At 57.9% G+C, this 17,376-nt stretch carries 12 protein-coding genes, 1 tRNA gene and 2 pseudogenes; 11 read left to right on the forward strand and 4 right to left on the reverse strand.

The features are described 5' to 3' along the window. The first annotated feature begins 21 nt into the window (after positions 1–21). The 8 genes and pseudogenes from soxY (at position 22) to A9762_RS24435 (ending at position 6,444) form a co-directional block, all read left to right on the forward strand. Positions 22–489 carry a thiosulfate oxidation carrier protein SoxY gene (gene soxY / locus A9762_RS24400; protein ID WP_039393898.1) on the forward strand — a complete coding sequence of 156 codons (468 nt, stop codon included), beginning with the start codon at positions 22–24 and terminating at the stop codon, positions 487–489. Positions 490–522: 33 nt separating this feature from the next. Beyond that, a complete protein-coding gene (gene soxZ, locus A9762_RS24405) occupies positions 523–834 on the forward strand; it encodes a thiosulfate oxidation carrier complex protein SoxZ (protein WP_044457410.1) in 312 nt (103 codons plus the stop codon). 141 nt (positions 835–975) lie between these two features. Beyond that, a complete protein-coding gene (gene soxA, locus A9762_RS24410; protein ID WP_371443328.1) occupies positions 976–1,770 on the forward strand; it encodes a sulfur oxidation c-type cytochrome SoxA in 795 nt (264 codons plus the stop codon). A gap of 19 nt (positions 1,771–1,789) precedes the next feature. Next, complete coding sequence (gene soxX, locus A9762_RS24415; RefSeq protein WP_069344558.1) at positions 1,790–2,440, forward strand: sulfur oxidation c-type cytochrome SoxX; 651 nt, start codon at positions 1,790–1,792, stop codon at positions 2,438–2,440. Positions 2,441–2,517: 77 nt separating this feature from the next. After that, on the forward strand, positions 2,518–3,045 hold the full coding sequence (locus tag A9762_RS24420) for a TlpA disulfide reductase family protein (RefSeq protein WP_240493700.1): 528 nt from the start codon (positions 2,518–2,520) through the stop codon (positions 3,043–3,045). 176 nt (positions 3,046–3,221) lie between these two features. Beyond that, the gene (soxB, locus tag A9762_RS24425; protein WP_069344559.1) at positions 3,222–4,931 is read left to right on the forward strand and encodes a thiosulfohydrolase SoxB; all 1,710 of its coding nucleotides are present in this window, start codon (positions 3,222–3,224) and stop codon (positions 4,929–4,931) included. A gap of 114 nt (positions 4,932–5,045) precedes the next feature. Next, a tRNA-Ala gene (locus A9762_RS24430) sits at positions 5,046–5,121 on the forward strand. A gap of 191 nt (positions 5,122–5,312) precedes the next feature. Further along, a pseudogene (locus A9762_RS24435) lies at positions 5,313–6,444 on the forward strand (tyrosine-type recombinase/integrase). Positions 6,445–7,131: 687 nt separating this feature from the next. Here A9762_RS24435 and A9762_RS24440 read toward each other — a convergent pair. From A9762_RS24440 to A9762_RS24455, 4 genes and pseudogenes are all read right to left on the reverse strand, one after another. After that, positions 7,132–8,088 (reverse strand): hypothetical protein, encoded by a 957-nt coding sequence (locus tag A9762_RS24440; protein ID WP_139133380.1) that lies wholly within the window; start codon positions 8,086–8,088, stop codon positions 7,132–7,134. After that, the gene (locus A9762_RS24445) at positions 8,085–10,259 is read right to left on the reverse strand and encodes an AAA family ATPase (RefSeq protein ID WP_083254256.1); all 2,175 of its coding nucleotides are present in this window, start codon (positions 10,257–10,259) and stop codon (positions 8,085–8,087) included. The genes A9762_RS24440 and A9762_RS24445 overlap by 4 nt, the downstream gene beginning before the upstream one ends. 242 nt (positions 10,260–10,501) lie before the next feature. Further along, positions 10,502–11,206 (reverse strand): annotated as a pseudogene (locus tag A9762_RS24450) (protein mobD). A 9-nt stretch (positions 11,207–11,215) separates the two neighbouring features. Further along, entirely contained in the window at positions 11,216–11,689 is a 474-nt protein-coding gene (locus A9762_RS24455; RefSeq protein ID WP_240493701.1) for a hypothetical protein, read from the reverse strand. A 1,315-nt stretch (positions 11,690–13,004) separates the two neighbouring features. On the opposite strand from A9762_RS24455, the gene A9762_RS24460 reads away from it, so the two are divergent. From A9762_RS24460 to A9762_RS24470, 3 genes are read left to right on the forward strand one after another with little or no spacing between them, the layout of a single operon-like run. After that, on the forward strand, positions 13,005–13,328 hold the full coding sequence (locus A9762_RS24460) for a helix-turn-helix domain-containing protein (protein ID WP_069344562.1): 324 nt from the start codon (positions 13,005–13,007) through the stop codon (positions 13,326–13,328). Positions 13,329–13,378: 50 nt separating this feature from the next. Further along, positions 13,379–16,132: a type I restriction-modification system subunit M gene (locus A9762_RS24465; protein WP_069344563.1), complete on the forward strand. Its 2,754-nt coding sequence runs from the start codon at positions 13,379–13,381 to the stop codon at positions 16,130–16,132. Continuing rightward, complete coding sequence (locus A9762_RS24470) at positions 16,125–17,345, forward strand: restriction endonuclease subunit S (protein ID WP_069344564.1); 1,221 nt, start codon at positions 16,125–16,127, stop codon at positions 17,343–17,345. Before A9762_RS24465 ends, A9762_RS24470 begins: the two co-directional genes overlap by 8 nt. Positions 17,346–17,376 lie beyond the last annotated feature (31 nt).

Raw genomic sequence — 17,376 nt, forward strand, 5'->3', positions numbered from 1 at the left:
CAGAGAAGGAAACACACAGAGATGAACCAACAGCGACGCGACATGCTGCGGTTTTCCGCGGTAATGGGACTGGCGGTGGCCGCCGGGCTGATCAAGCCCGAAGAGGCCCGCGCGGCACAGGTGGAATGGAACAAGGCGGCGTTTGCCACCAAGAGCGTGGCCGACACGGTCAAGGCGCTCGGCGGCACGAGCGCGAGCCCCAGCGACCTGGTCGTGCTGACGGCTCCCGACATCGCCGAGAACGGCGCGGTCGTGCCGGTGGCGGTTACGAGCAAGGCGCCGAACACGCAATCGATCGCGATCCTGATCGAGAAAAATCCGAATACGCTCGCGGCATCGTTCGATATCCCGGACGGCACCGAGCCGTCGGTGACCACGCGCGTGAAGATGGGGCAGACCTCGAAGGTCTACGCGCTCGTGAAGGCGGACAACAAGTACCTCGTGGCCGAGAAGGAAATCAAGGTCACGCTGGGCGGCTGCGGCGGTTGAGCGACACATCGTATAAGGCTAGAGGAGCACAACATGGGTAATCCGATGCGCATTCGCGCAACCGAGGCCGGCGGTGTCGTCGAGGTCAAGGCGCTGATGAGTCACATCATGGAAACCGGCCAGCGCAAGGACGCTTCCGGTAACATCGTCCCCGCACACTTCATCCAGACGGTCACGGTCACCTGCAACGGCAAGACGGTGCTCACCGCCGAATGGGGTCCGGCCGTGTCGAAGGATCCGTTCATGTCGTTCAAGTTCAAGGGCGGCAAGAAGGGCGACAAGGTTGCGGTCACGTGGACCGACAACAAGGGCGATTCGCGCACAGACGAGGCGACCGTCGCCTGAGTCGGCATGCCGGGGGTGTGTCGCACCAACCTACCCCACAAAGAGGAGAGCCAGATGAAAGATGCGCAACATAGCGCACAGGCGACCACCCCTGCGACCGTTCGCGGTTCCGCATGGTTGCGTCGCACCGTGCTCGGCGGCATGCTCGCCGTCGCGGGTGCCAGCGTTCCTGTAGCACCTGCGTTGGCTGCCGACAGCTCGACGGCGGACGCCATCGCGCAATATCGCGAGATGCTGGCCGACGGCAACCCGGCAGAACTCATCGAGATGCGCGGCGAAGAACTCTGGAAGACGCCGCGCGGCCCGAACAACGTGTCGCTCGCGCAGTGCGACCTCGGGCTCGGCGCCGGCGTGGTGAAAGACGCCTACGCGCAACTGCCGCGTTACTTCCCCGATGCGAAACGCGTGCTCGACGCCGAGTCGCGCATCGTCGAATGCATGGTGAATCTGCAAGGCTTCAAGCGTGCCGACGTCATCAAGCAGCCGTTCTCCAAGGAAGGCCAGGACCCGACCGATCTCGAAGCGCTCACGGCTTACGTGGCGGGACAGTCGCGCGGCGCGCAGATCCGTGTGCCGCAGTCGCACAAGGAAGAGAAGGAAGCCTACGCGCGTGGCCAGAAGATATTCTATTACCGTGCCGGTCCGTACGATTTCTCGTGCGCGTCGTGCCATGGCGCCGACGACAAGCGCATTCGTCTTCAGGATCTGCCGAACCTGACCAAGCCGGCGGCGGCGCGTCAGGCGTTCGCCACGTGGCCGGGCTACCGTGTCTCGCAAGGCGCACTGCGCACGATTCAGTGGCGCATGTACGACTGCTTCCGTCAGCAGCGCATGCCTGAGCTGAATTACGGCTCGCAGGCGTCGATCGATCTGATTACCTTCCTCGGTGTGATGGCCAACGGCGGCAAGATGGACGCCCCCGGCCTGAAGCGCTGACCGATCACGAGGCACACCCATGAAAACATTCGCATTGCGCGCGACCGGTGTCGCGCTGGCAGCGGCCGGGGCTCTCGTCGTCGGCATGGCCTTCGCTCAGGGTGAGGGCGCGAAGCTCGTCACCGGTACCACGGACGCGGCCGTCGTGCAGGAATTGCGCGACTCGTTCCGTGGCGCGGGCATCGCCCAACTCGATCGCATCGACCAGAGCGAACTGCAGAAGCTTTGCACGCAGTACGCCGTGAAGCCGATGCCGGCGAAGATCGCCGAGCGTCTGCAAAAGGCCGAGCTGGCGAACGTCAAGGCGCCGGCCGACGGCAAGTATCTCGGCGACTGGAAGGAAGGCGAGAAAGTTGCCCAGAACGGACGCGGCATGCAGTTCACCGACAAGGCCGACACCGTCAACGGTGGCAACTGCTACGCCTGCCATCAACTGACGAAGAGCGAGATCTCGTTCGGCAACATCGGCCCCTCGCTATACAACTACGGCAAGCTGCGCGGCGATTCGCCCGAGGTCGTCAAGTACACTTGGGCGAAGGTCTACGACTCGCACAGCTACATGGCGTGTTCGAACATGCCGCGCTTCGGTGCGGCAGGCATTCTGACGGAACAGCAGTTGAAGGATGTCATGGCGCTGCTGCTCGATCCGGCCTCGCCGGTCAACCAGTAAGGCGCGTCGTCATGGTGCGCGGCGGCGTCTCCCGTCTTGCGATGGGGGCGCGCCGCCACCGCCTTCCGGAGTCCAGCATGAAATCCCTGATCGGTTCGATGCGTCGCGTGATCTCGCGTGCGCTGGCGGTGTTCGTCGTCACGCTGGGTGCGGCGGCTGCCTTGGCCAGTGCGCCGGCGCATGCGGTGGAGGTCGGCGACACGGTGATGCTGCCGTCGCTCACGTTGCTCGACGGCAAGACGATGCCGGCGAGCGCGTTCCGGGACCGCACGGTCATCGTGGAGTACTGGGCGTCGTGGTGTCCCTTCTGCGCGCAGCAGAATCCGCACCTACAGAAGCTTTACGAGGCGACGCGCGGCAAGCCGATCCAGATCGTCACGCTTTCCATCGACAAGAAGCCGCAGGAAGCGATCGACTACCTCAAGGCCCACCAGTACACGTTCCCGGCGGGGATGGAGACGGACGCGTGGCAGGCGGCGCTCGGCAAACGTCGCGGCTTGCCGGAGCTATACGTGATCGGCCGTAACGGCAAAGTGCTGCGCAAGGAAGTGGGCGAGATGTTCAGCGAGGACGTGGCGGCGCTCGCGGATTACGCGGGTAAGTAAGGCAAGTCGGCCCGGGCCAGCCGGCCGGGCGAACCGTCGACGCATGACAGCGGCTGCGGTATCGACGCAGCGCCGCAAGACGGATGCGCAGGGTGCGACGCCATCGTCGCTCAATGGAAGACGAACGAACAACGACAAGATCGGCGCACTGCGCATGCATGTGCCATGGAGACGAAATGAATCGACGCGAGTTCATGCAGGTGCTGGCCGTGGCGGCCGCTGGCGGGATGGCCCTGTCGCATCACGAGACGGCGGCGGCGAAAGCGGCGGCCGCGTTCTACGATCTGCCGAAGTTCGGCAACGTGCACCTGCTGCACTTCACCGACTGCCATGCGCAGTTATTACCGATTTACTTCCGTGAGCCGAGCGTCAATCTGGGCATCGGCGAGCAGGCCAACAAGCCGCCTCATCTGGTGGGCGACGCGTTCCTCAAGGCCTACGGTCTGCGTCCCGGTACGCCCGACGCCTACGCCTTCACCTATCTCGATTTCACTGCCGCTGCGCGCACGTACGGCAAGGTCGGTGGCTTCGCTCACCTCGCGACACTGGTCAAGCGGATGAAGGCGTCGCGCCCCGGTGCGCTGCTGCTCGACGGTGGCGACACGTGGCAGGGGTCCGGCACGGCCATGTGGACGAAGGGGCAGGACATGGTGGACGCCACGCTGGCGCTCGGCGTGGATGTCATGACGGCCCACTGGGAGTTCACTTACGGCGCCGATCGCGTGAAGTCGGTCGTCGAGGAGCAGCTCAAGGGCAAGATCGACCTCGTCGCGCAGAACGTGCAGACGAACGACTTCGGCGATCCGGTGTTCGCGCCGTACACCATGAAGACGATGAACGGCGTGCCGGTGGCGATCATCGGGCAGGCGTTCCCGTACACCCCCATCGCGAACCCGCGTTACTTTGTGCCGGACTGGACCTTCGGTATTCAGGAGGAGCGGTTGCAGTCGATGGTCGACGAAGTGCGGGGCAAGGGCGCGCAGGTGGTGGTCGTGCTCTCGCACAACGGCATGGACGTCGATCTGAAGCTGGCGTCGCGCGTGCGCGGCATCGACGCCATTCTCGGTGGCCACACCCATGACGGCGTACCCAGACCGGTGGTGGTGGAGAATGCCGGTGGCAAGACGCTCGTCACCAACGCCGGTTCGAACGGCAAGTTCCTCGCCGTGCTGGACTTCGACGTGAAGGGCGGCAAGCCTGTGGACTTCCGCTACAAGTTGCTGCCGGTGTTCGCGAACCTGCTGCCGGCGGACACGCAGATGCAGGCGCTGATCGAGCGCGTGCGCGCGCCGTTCGCCGCGAAGCTGGCCGAGCCGCTGGCGGTGACAGAGGGCGTGTTGTATCGCCGGGGGAATTTCAACGGCACTTTCGACCAGTTGCTGCTCGATGCGGTGATGGCCGAGAAGGACGCCGAGATCGGTTTCTCGCCGGGTTTCCGCTGGGGCACGTCGTTGCTGCCCGGGCAGGCGATCACGATGGAGCAGTTGCTCGATCAGACGGCCATCACCTATCCGTACACGACGCTCACGCCCATGACCGGCGAGACCATCAAGACGGTGCTCGAAGACGTGGCGGACAACCTGTTCAACCCGGACCCGTATTACCAGCAGGGCGGCGACATGGTGCGCGTGGGGGGAATGGATTACGTCATCGATCCGATGGCGCCGATGGGGCAGCGGATTACGGAGATGCGTCTGAACGGCAAGCTCATCGAGGCGGGCAAGACGTACAAGGTGGCCGGCTGGGCGCCGGTAGCCGAAGGCGCGCAGGGCGAACCGGTGTGGGACGTCGTCGCGCGTTACCTCAAGGCCCAGAAGACCATCGTGGCGAAAGCGCCGAAGGTCCCGGCCATCAAGGGAATGAAGGGGAATCTGGGTACGATCTGAGCCCGCGGGGCCGACGGCCGAATGTGGCTGGCGGCCCGGCATGACGGTATTCCCGAGCAATTTTGTCGGCGGCTCGCCGCGCTCGGAAAAATCGATATAATCAAAGCTTCGTGTGGGGCGGTAGCTCAGCTGGGAGAGCGTCGCGTTCGCAATGCGAAGGTCGGGAGTTCGATCCTCCTCCGCTCCACCATCAGGTAGTCCAATCGGTTCCAAAGTATTCCCGAAACCCCGCGTCCCGTAAGGCCTCGCGGGGTTTTTGTTTCCATTCCGGGATTGTGGTTTCCGTTGACAGCCGGGGGCCTTTTGGCGCAGGTTTGGGGGCATGGGGCTCAATTTTGAGCCCAGCCGGAATTTAGGCCCCCACGTTGCGGGAGGTGTCCCATGCCTCTTACCGATCTGGAAGTTCGCCGGGCTGTCCCACACGAGAAGACGTATCGTGTCTCTGACGGCCGCGGGATGTATCTTGAGATATCTCCGTCCGGCGGGAAATACTGGCGCCTCAAATACCGGTTCAACGACCGGGAGCGAAAGCTGGCGCTGGATGTCTATCCCGATGTCACACTTGCCCACGCCGGAAGAAAGCGCGATGAAGCCCGTGCGATGCTGGCCGATGGTATTGACCCCGGCCAGGCCAAGAAGGACAAGAAACGCTTGGCGAGGCTCAACGCGGCCTCTACCTTCGAGGCCGTCGCGCTTGAGTGGTTCGAGCAGCAGGCGCCCGGCTGGGCACAAAGCCACTCCGAGAAGATCATGGGGCGCCTGAAGAAGGACCTGTTTCCGTGGCTTGGTTCGCGTCCCATTGCCGACATCAGCCCCCCTGAAGTGCTGCGCCGTGGTGACCGGGCGCGCGATGCGCGGCGTGAGCGCCGATCTACGCGGAGCGCTGCGGCCCAACCGGCATACCCACTTCGCCTCGATTACGGATCCCGAGAAGGTCGGAGAGATGCTGCGGGCCTTTGACGGCTTTTCCGGCACATTGGTTGTGCGCGCAGCGCTGCAACTTGCGCCGTTGCTGTTCGTGCGACCCGGCGAGTTGAGGAAGGCTGAGTGGGCGCAGATTGATCTGGAGCGGCACGAGTGGCGCTATACCGTTTCCAAGACGAAGAATGAGCACCTGGTACCGCTGGCTACCCAGTCGGTGCGTATCCTGAAGGAATTGCAGGCGCTGACGGGCAAATGGCGTTGCGTTTTTCCAGGTCGTGACCGCAGAAAGCCCATGAGCGGCGCGGCGATCAACGCCGCGTTGCAGCGGCTCGGCTTCGATACGAAAAACGAGATCACCGGCCACGGATTCCGTGCGATGGCTCGAACGATCATTCATGAGCGGCTTCGGTTTCCGGCCGAAGTCATCGAGCACCAGCTGGCCCATCGGGTGCCCGATTCGCTCGGGAGTGCCCATAACCGCACCCGGTTCATCGACGACCGGGGCGCGATGATGCAGGCATGGGCCGACTATCTGGATCGGCTGAAGGCTGGCGCCGAGGTGGGGCCGATTCGTCCGGTAGGCGTTTGACGCGAGGTTTGCCGCCGTGGCGGAATGCAGTTGTGGGCCGTCGACGGAGGGAAAATCCACTGCGACATGAACTCAGACACCCTGTGCAGCAGTTCGATCGGAGGGCGTCGTCAAAAAATATATCCGGAGTTTTCTCATGAGCAACTCAGGCAAGGGCCGACGGAGCGCTGATTCCGGTGGCAAGTCAATTTAACAGCAGCCTGATGGACGGCCACGCCGTGTACACTTGCACCAAAGCCGCGATGGAAGCATTCGCACGCGCATGAGCTTTGGAGTTCAAAGCACGTAGCATTCGTCTCAATGCAGTGAGCCCTGGACCGGTGGACACGTCGATCTTATCGAACTCGGCATCCCTCCGTCCGACGCGACCTGCGTTCGAAAACCATGTCGCCGATTTGATTCCACTCAGCCGGTCCCGACACGCCGGATAGCTGGCCTGTGCAACAGTTTATCTGAGTCGCGATGACGGGAGTTTCATCACCGGAATCAACATAAGAGTTCACGGCGGGATTTCCTTGACCCAACTCATTCGGCTTGGTGACGGCCTCTCTGCTGCCGAACGCTGTAACCAATCGATGTGGACGAAGGCGAGAACCAGCTCGTCTCCTTCCTTTGCTTAGCTGACATGTCGGACCGGAAGGTGAGCATACAGAGACTCACCTTCTGATCGCGTTCGTTTCCTCTTCCTCAAACAAGACTCGCCGCCGGAAGATGCAAATCCCTGCCTTGGAGTAGAGAACTTAGCTTCAAACCGGCACTGCACAACTCGCTCTCGACGAGACGAACCGTTGCATGCAGATACTGACGCGAGGGATTGAGATACGTGTCATACAGTTCGTCCCACTCCTGCTGTACGTCCGTTTGACACTGATCAATAACAGGTTGCGGCGCATTTCCTGCAATCGCCTGATTCAAAACCTTAGCCGCCTTGATATATCCACGCACGGCATACTTTACGCTCTTCAAGTGCGCTGTCCGCATACGGACAAGCCCGTCACGGTTGATCCCCAGTATTTCCATCGTCCCAGTTGCACGAAACTGCTCGGCGGTGGTTTTCAGATGCTTAATCGTAGCGAACGAAAGATCGTCGAGGACGCGAAAAGTAAAGTAGTGTGATGGCTCCTCGTAAGAGGGGTCAATTAGAACCGGAAGCTCAGCATTCTCCTGCCCCGGCCCATTTGCGCGCGGCGACCCAGGAAGGAGCGGAAATCGATTACCCTTGCCGGATCCGTACGACAATCCCGTGGGGTGATCAACACCCGGGGAACGGTTGCAGTGCCCACATGCCGGAAGCAGATTTTTCCAGGCTGCTCCCAACCACCAGTAGCCACGCTGGCTCGGATCGTCCTCGATATCTACCTGCTTCTTCGGCCGGAAATGTTCGGTGTGCATATCCTGACCGTCAAGTGACGTTTCGCAAAATGCACACTTGTTATCGAATAATACCGAGAGGGCGTGTTTAACGTCTTCATTCTTGCTGTATACGTTAAAGACTAGGGTCGTGCACCACGTTTTCCACGGTGCCCCGATTGCGTCTTGTGCCAGTACGACCGCCTCGTTAGCCGCATTTTCATTCTGAACATCAACGCAAGCAGGATCGATTGATTGTGGTTGATTCACCCGGGCTCTGTCACGACGAATCATTGCCCGCGCCCCTCATCTCGCCCTGACACAGGCTGCTCGTCTATCTTATTCTGGACGTCGGAAGCCAATTTCTTAATGGTTGCCGGATCCCATTCATCGATGGTGCCAGTCTGCTGCGCAAGGAGTCTGTCGATTACTCCGTACATCAGACGTTCTCGACGCGTCTTGCCCAGGACTCCAAGCGCCTGCAATTCAACTCTTAGTGCATCGAGCTGAGCACGTTCTTGAGGAAGCAACGGGCCAGCCGAATCTTCCTTCGCTAACAAGTCATAGTAGGACTTGAAGGTCGGCTCCCAATCGGGGGCATGCGTGTTGAACAACCCAAATATCTCGGACGTCAGAATTTGATCAACGTCGAGCGCGTCTGAGTATCTGTCGGCCCGCTTAGCGTTAGCGGCACCATTCGCATCCCGGTACAATATCTGAACCTGATCAGCACTCAAACCTCGTAACGACAGCGGATCATGTGTGCTGAAGACAAGTTGAGCGTTAGGAAACGCCCTGTTAAGACGTTTCACAATTCCCATGCGCCATGCAGGATGAAGATGGGCATCCAGTTCGTCAACCAGAATGACGCAGTTGGTCGCAAGCGCACTGTCCCCGGTTGCGTACAATGCCTCCGCAAGGTCGGTGCACATGGAAACCACGCTTTGCATGCCCGAGCTGAGCGCGTGCAGCGGATGTGGTCGACCGTTCGTGGTGATTTCGAGATTAGCCGGACTTACTCGAACGTCTGTCCCGGGTGACGTGATCAGTAGCTCCAGAATCTCTGCAAGATCGCGCCGCTTCGCATCGCTTAAGTTGTCAAGCCATCCGTGATACCCATTTAGCCTTTCACCATCATCAAACAGCGATGCCAGGCGGTATCGAATGCCGCGCTTGGACTTCTTGAGTGGTCGCTGTGCGAGCAGTCTGTATGGGCCATAGCCGTAAACTCGCACGGGCAGCTCGGCGACTCCGCCGAAGCGGGGAGATTCACGGATTATGTCGATCTGGTTACTCCGGTCATCGCCCCAAAAAGTGACCCGAACGCTCGAGCGTTGACGTCCGTCCGGCAAGAAGATACGAGCGTCTTTTACCACTTTATTCGCTTCCTCAGGTCCTATGAGCGCCAAACCAAGCGCCTGAAGAATAGTGGATTTACCTGCAGCATTTTGCCCCACGATCGCAAGAGCACCACCGGCAGATTCGGATGCGATCGGAAACTCAATATCGATCGAGTCGATGCCTTTGAATCCGACAATCTTCAATGACTTGAGCGGCCGAGAACGGATGCTTATGCCGGCCAAATTCTCGTCCGCTGGCGATCCATCTGACTCGGATGATTGAGATAGTTCGTCGATATCCGGCAATCGGGCAATGCTCGCGAGTAGCGCAGCTAAACCATTTCGATACACACCAACACGAATGAAACGGCTGACAATCTGCTTATGCTTTTTAGATATAATCTGCCAAAGATAGAGGAAGAGAACACCGACGTGCGGCGCGCGATGATCAAGCATCTGAGCTACCGACTCTATCTGAGGAGACTCCATCAAGTCGCCGTTTCGAGACACTTCATTCCAGGTCGTACGGAATTCCCACAAAATTCTAGACCGTCGTTCACAAAGACTTCCACGGTTAAGGTTAAGAATCTTGATGGTTGCCCGAGCCCTCGTTGACTTCGCAAGCAATCTCCCTCCCGCGCCGACTTCAAAATGTCGTTCGGGCTGGTCAAAACATGGATCTATCAAAAATGCGCGCTCGGTGCGCCGGAGCATCGATAAGGGTGCACCCCACTCTGACTTTCCATTAACAGGGAACAGATTTTTCTTGTATGCGTTGCATTCCCGGCAGCAGACATACAAGTTATTCCACTCCGCAACCAGCCACGAATAGTGCGACTGATCTACATTGCCATTACCTCTTTGCGCACCAAACATTGGACGGAACCAGTCGACATTTTGGTCAGCCTCTTGGAGCGAGGTTTCGCAATAGGCACACTTCCATAGAAACTGCTCGTTGAGATCAACGCGCGCGGGACGGATTATCTGATCGCGGATGTTGAATATCTCACCCCGTATGGTCTCGTCCGCGCCAGCGGTCGCAACGATTTTTTCCAGTCTATTGCGTACCCCTTCCACCGCCGTGAAGAATGCCGACGAGGCTGGGTTTCTTTCAACAAATCGCATATATGTTTTTCTTTGCGGCCTATGATAGCGTGCGAGTCACGCCGTATCGGATCGCCAATCTTCACTAAGGCAGCAACTCATGATTGGAAAAAACCGTGTGATGTTGATTATCCGAACGCGATTATATCCATGTGGTCTCCACACACATGGGCCGCGCGGCACGTGCGCTATGAATACCCGACGATGTCGAGTTCACCTTCTGCAACTCTCTCGAGCGCACGAGCCGGGTACAGCCAGCTGATTCACCCGTGACGACGAGAAACAGGAGTCACTTTGGCGAACATAGTGCTGAACAATGCGCGCCAGCGCAGGAGCTCTGCTCTCTCTCCGATATGCATAGTTTCTGCCGCCTTGCGTATCGACAGACGTTGGCTGCGCAGTTCGTCTGCGACACGATCAGCGAGATCAGGAAAATCCAGCGACTGACCTTGCATCTCGATCGCCTTGCGAAGGTTTGACTCCCGGTACAACGCGGACTTTTCCGACGCCCCGAAATGACCGTTGCGCACAACATGTGTAGCAGTCCTCGGGAAAATGGCGCCGAATTTCAGAAGCAACTCCAAGCTATCACGTTGTCGATTGATGACTCATAGTACGACAAGACGTCGCGCCAGTTCGTCGAGAGCATTGACGAGCGTCGCGCCGTAATGCGCTACACCTGTCTGGCTCCGAGCGGCCGTATTAACGACGACCACCGAATCACGGTGCGCATCGCAAAAATTGACGAGATCCATCCATCCACTTACGTCATCCAAATCGCACGATGCGCACTCGACTTCATCCTGAACGGCCTTCATGACATCGGGATTGGACGTATCGGTCTCGACTAGCGCGACATTGAAGTCCACGCGTCTGAGGTAGTCGACTAGCGCCAGCGTCACGAAACTCTTGCCAACACCGCCTTTGCTGCCGCCGATCATATAGATGGGAGGATTTTCCGTTGCCATGTCTCACCTCTACAAATTTTCGGTATCAGGACTGATAGGAAATCCGAGGTAGCCCTGCCTCTGTGTTACCTCAGGCATGTTTGCTTGCCCACTTCGATTCTGCTGTGGTTTCGCCAGCGGAAGGCTGTCCCGTTCCGTAGTTGTCCGGGTCGATTTGTTTGCCCGTGCTGTCCCAGCGCCATAAGTTCGTTTCGGTTCTTTGCTTTCGCGACGGATTCGCGTCTTTTCAGCGCGTCGCATCGCATACCTCAACGAATTGAGATTCACGTCGATCCCTTCCTGCGCTGCGTGCTCTATCAGTTCGCTGAGGGTGTAACCCTTATCGCGCGCCGTACTGATTTTCGCCCGAATGGACTGAACGCCATCTCCCACCTTGAGATGCTGATCGTCTTTCGCCTTTTCCGGTAGTGCATCCAGCCTGCGGCCAAGTGCCTCCCGCTGCGTTCGGGTGAAACTCCTGACGGCCGGCATGATTTGCTCCAACGCAACGTCTCGCATATATCTTGAGTGGGCATTCGTCCATCGTCAATATGCGTTCCTGCCGATCGCCGCGGCTGATGGAATATATTGGAATCCATAGGAACATAGAGTAAAAGAAAATATATTTAATTCTGTTATTTGAAAATCATCGTGTACGTAGAAGGCAACGTGCTTTTCCAGCGCGCAGACGGACGTCGACGGCGCCCACAATCAGATGTGTGTCGAGCACCATGGAGTATAGCTACGACGTCTATCCCGACTACAGGTAGACAAGCGCAATGCTCGCGCTGAGTGAACCGTCTTTAACGCACTGCTGTCTCACGAACGTCATCCGAAGATCACAGCGATGCAACAGCGCACACACACGAGTATGACCTGTGTTACGCAGGATGGTATGTATGTGACACTTTCTGTTTCTCGGGCTCAGACCGCAAACCACACTGGCTCTACATTCGATATGCTCCGGATCGACCGTCCGCACTCGTTTGAGTTTGCTTTTTATAGCCTGCGTTGAGCCCGGTGCGCACCATGTTTACGCTCGACTGCAAGTCTGTCGCATGTAAGTTGTAACTCGCGTGCATCAGAGTAATGCTGGGCCAAAAAAACAATCCTAAAACTGAGGTATTGCAGGAAAGGCTTGCGCCGGCCTTTGGCGCCGTTACGACGGTGATGAGCGCTTGGGCGAGCTTTTCCTCATGGCTTGCCTTGAAGAGGTCGAATCGAAGGTTCGCGGTTTCACGGTCGAACACGCCGCCTTTGTCTGGTGCAAATATATTGGCAAGCTTGTTAGGGTCCTCGTAGCAGCACTCTTGTGAAAGCGGCCACAGCTCGTCGGGGAATATCTCACCAATGTGACCATGCGTTGCCGCCGGGCATCAAGTACGCGTGGCCGACTTGAAGGTTGCGGCCGTCGCGTTCGAGCTTCTCGACGATTAGTCTGTTCAGGGCGTAGCCAAGTGCTCGGTGTGATGTCTGCAATGGCGCCGGCTCGAAGCAGGTGCGGTTCCGGTAGCAGCTCCTTAAACGCAAAGCGGCGGCGGAGCGGGGTGTCGAGCAAGAGGATGGAGCGGTCCGCTGTATTGATCGTGCCGATGACGAGCAGGTTGTCGGGTACGTTTACTGTCGTTCGATGTCGGCACACTGGCCACGCTGACGCTTGGCATCTTGGGGCTGGAGGGGCTGCATATGGCTGAGCGAGTGAATGAGGGCGGCGTAGAAGTCTGATGCCCCGCAAATACTGGCGAGCCGATGATGTTTGCTGCTGACGGATAGTGTGTCCGCATGATAATATCACTAAATCACAATAGGGACCGAAGAAATGCGCACGGTGATCGGCATCCGTTCAGGCAAACCGGCAGCGAGAAACCTTGATCAGCCAACCCCCACGGTCTGGTTCGACACATGGCGGCAATTGGCCGGCGTGCTCTCTGATGAAAATCGCGCCTTACTGCGACTGATGCGCGAGCGTGAGCCGCGCACAGTACTGGAATTGGCTGAATTGTCAGGCCGTGCCGCCAGCAATTTGTCACGCACCTTGCGCACGATGGAGAGTCATGGGCTGGTGCGGCTGAACCGCAGCCCAGAGTCCCGTGCCGTCCGGCCCGAAGCTTTGGCCACCGAATTCCTGGTGGTGCTGGATTGACCCTGCAGCCAGCCGCCACCCGTTAACGAATACACAGCAACCCAGACCATATGCCCACTGCCAAGCTCACTCTCGCCAAACTTGAAAGCCTGTTGCTTACCGCCTGTGATGACCTGCGCGGCAATATGGACGCCAGCGAATACAAGGAATACATCTTCGGCATGTTGTTCCTCAAGCGCGCGAGCGATTTGTTCGACCAACGCCGTGAAGAGATCAAGAAAGAAGGCAAAGCTGCCGGGCTATCGGATGCCGATGTCGCGCTCAATCTAAAAGACTCGGATCAGTACTCTGGCAAATACTTCTTTGTGCCCGCGTGTGCGCGCTGGAATGAACCTTGGATCGAAATCAAGACGGATAACGAAGGGAACACAGAAACAATTAATCACCCGGCGCTCAAGCACATCAAGGAGAACGTCGGCTCCAAACTGAACATCGCACTGGCGGCGCTGGAAGAGGAAAACCCAGACGCTCTCCAAGATGTGCTGAAGCACATCAACTTCAATAAAAAGATTGGCCAGAACACGCTGGACGACGACACCCTAGTCAACTTCATCCAGAACTTCGAAAAGATCCCCCTCAAAGATTACGATTTCGAATTCCCGGATCTGCTGGGCGCTGCCTACGAATGGCTGATCAAACACTTTGCCGACTCGGCTGGCAAGAAGGCAGGAGAGTTCTATACGCCAACCGAGGTCGTGCGTGTCTGCGTCGAAATTTGCGACCCCAAAGAAGAACATCGCGTTTACGACCCTACCGTAGGGTCGGGAGGCATGTTGATTCAGGCACGCGACTACGTGCGCGAATGTGGCGGCAACCCGGAAAACCTGCCGCTGTTTGGGCAGGAAAAGATCGGCACCACTTGGTCCATCTGTAAAATGAACATGTTGCTGCATGGTATTTCCCATGCGGTGATTCACCAACAAGACACGCTGCGGGAGCCTCAACATCAAGCAGAAGATGGCAACTTGATGCGCTTCGATCGCGTCTTGGCCAACCCCCCCTTCAGCCAGAACTACATCAAGAAGGACATCAAGCACTCTGGCCGCTTTCCGGTCTGGATGCCCGAAAAAGGGAAAAAGGCCGATTTAATGTTCGTCCAGCACATGCTGGCCGTGCTCAAGGGAGATGGTCGTATGGCCACGGTGATGCCGCACGGCGTGCTGTTCCGTGGTGGTGAAGAGCGCGAGGCGCGTCAGTACTTCATCGACAAGGGCTATCTGGAAGCCGTGATTGGTTTACCCAGCAACCTGTTTTATGGCACCGGTATCCCGGCCTGCATTCTGGTGCTCAACAAGGCTGGCGCCGCACAACGCGATCATGTGCTCTTCATCAATGCCGACCGTGAATTCCGGGAAGGCAAGGCACAAAACCATTTGCGTCCCGAAGACATCGACAAAATCGTGCATGCCTACCGTGCGAGAGAGAACGTCAAAGGCTACGCGGAACTTGTTTCCGTTGAGAAGATTAGGGCCGAAGACTACAACTGCAATATCCGTCGCTATGTGGACAATTCACCGCCACCAGAGCCACACGACGTGCGCGCCCATTTGCACGGCGGCGTGCCCGTCAGCGAGGTGGATGCCCTCGGCCACTTCTGGCAAAACTACATTGGCCTGCGTGAAAGCACTTTCGTTCCGCGCGCAGCTTCTGCCGGCGGCGTGCCCTATGCCGACTTCGCGGTCGCACTGCAAGACAAGCGTGCCATTGCACAGCACATCAACAACAACCCCGGAGTTACTGAGCGGCAAACTCAGTTCATGACCGAGCTGGAGGCCTGGTGGCAACAACATTTACCCATCATCGAGGCACTCGCCCCTGATGCCGAAAACCAGCATGGTCGCGCCAACAACGTCTACCAGATGCGCGCCACTTTGCTAGACAGCATTGAGAGGACGTTCTCAGGGCAGTACCTGCTCAGCCGCTATCAGGTGCGTGGCGCCTTCGCCAACTACTACAAGCTGCTGGCTTCTGACTTCAAGTCTATTGCCGCGAGTGGTTGGGGGCCGGAACTGATCCCGGATGAAGACATCTTGCAAAGCCAGTTCCCGCAGGTGCTGACCGAGCTTGAGCAGCAACACGCGCGGCTGGCCGATTTACAAGCGCTGTTTGCCGCCGCCAGCGAGGAAGATTTCGAAGATACGGATGAAACCGGCGTGTTGCCGGCCGATGAAGTCAAAACCCTGAAGGATGAACTGAAAGAAGCCACAGCCGAATGGAAGGCACAGCTCAAAACCCTCAAGGGTGCGGTGGGCGACTTGTTCACCGAGATCAAGGCGACAGGCATGCTCCCTAAGAGCACCGACAAGGGCCATCACTGCAGCGATGGCTTCACCGCCAAGGAAGCACAGTTTGGCAATGGTCAGCGTGTGCTCGACCTAGCTGCATCGGTCGGCCACACCTCTGCCATCGAAGCCGTGATCGAACAGGCCATGACGACCGGTCAGCAGGCCCAAACCACGGCTCGTCGCGCGGAAGCCAAACTGGCCACACACAAAGCACTGGAAGATGAAGCCAGGGCCCTGAAGGCTGCCATCAAATCGACCGAAGCCAAGAAGGACGAGCTGGTCGAGCAGGCGCGACTGAAGATTAGCAAGGACGAAGCTCGCGTGGTGATTGTTGAGCGCCTGAGCAAGGTGCTGTTCGAAAGCTATCGCCAGTACCTGCGTGCCCATCAGCGCGCCAGCATCGCCGCGGTTGAAAACCTGTGGAGCAAGTACGCGGTTACGGCCAAACAGATTGAGGCCGAGCGCGATGATGCTGCGCAAGCCCTTCAGGCATTCTTGGTGGAGTTGGGGTATGCGTGACAGCCTTGAAATACTGGCTAAAATTCATTACGGAAAATCGCCGAATGAGGTCGCTTCTGTAGACGGGAACATTCCGATTGTCGGAACCGGTGGCATCTACGGCTTGGCCAATCAATCCATGTTCGAGTTCGGCATCGTCGTCGCCAGAAAAGGGTCGCTAGGTACTCCCCATTTGTTTAAGGTGCCGTTCTGGCCGGCCGACACGACCTATGCAGTTATCCCGAGAGATGATGTTGACCTAGACTGGCTCTATTTCTGTCTGCTGAACTTCGATCTCACCAAGCTCAACGAAGCAACGGGCGTACCAAGCATCAACCGTAACTGGTTGGCGAAGACATCATTCAATAATCCCGGGGCTGCGCGCCAGAAAAGAATCGCCGCCATCCTCACAGCCACAGACAGAGCAATCGAAAAAACCGAAGCGCTGATCGCCAAATATCAGCAGATCAAGGTCGGGCTGATGCACGACCTGTTCACCCGTGGCGTGCTGGCCAATGGCCAACTGCGCCCGCCGCGCAGTGAAGCGCCTGAGCTGTATCAGGAAACGGCGATTGGATGGATTCCGAGGGAATGGGAGGTAAAGGACTGTTCAGCTGTCGTTGATTCGGTTGCGGATGGTCCATTTGGATCAAATCTGAAAACCGAGCACTATGTCGCCGATCCTGGTGTTCGGGTAGTTCGTTTGCAGAATGTTGCGGAATACCAATACAACGATAGTGATCGAGCGTATGTATCTGATCGACACGCCGCATATCTGGTCAGAAACAAGGTTGTGGGCGGTGATGTATTAATTGCTGGATTGGGCGAGGAGCGCTACCCGGTTGGTCGCGCTTGCACCTATCCTGAAGATTTGCCGCCTGCAATCAATAAGGCTGATTGTTTCCGTACACGCTGCGTGGAGGAAACTATGCACAACAAGTTTTTTATGCTTTTTCTTAATAGCGAATTGGCGCGACAGCAAATTCGACGCTATGAGCAAGGCGTAACACGACCACGAATTAATACAGGAAACATGAAGCGCTTGGTTGTCGCCGTACCTGCTCTCAGCGAGCAGGCGACATTCATCGCAAAGTTCGAAGCAATACAGGCGGCCATTCAAGCCCAGCAATCTAGCGTCGAGAATCTCTTTGCTCAAAAATTCGGCCTGATGCAAGACCTGCTCACCGGTAAAGTGCCGGTCCAGATCAATGAAACTGAGCTGGCTGATGCCTGAAAACTTGCCGGTAACAGCCACACAGAGGGGA

The sequence above is a fragment of the Pandoraea sp. ISTKB genome, from assembly GCF_001721285.1.
Taxonomy (GTDB): Bacteria; Pseudomonadota; Gammaproteobacteria; order Burkholderiales; family Burkholderiaceae; genus Pandoraea; species Pandoraea capi.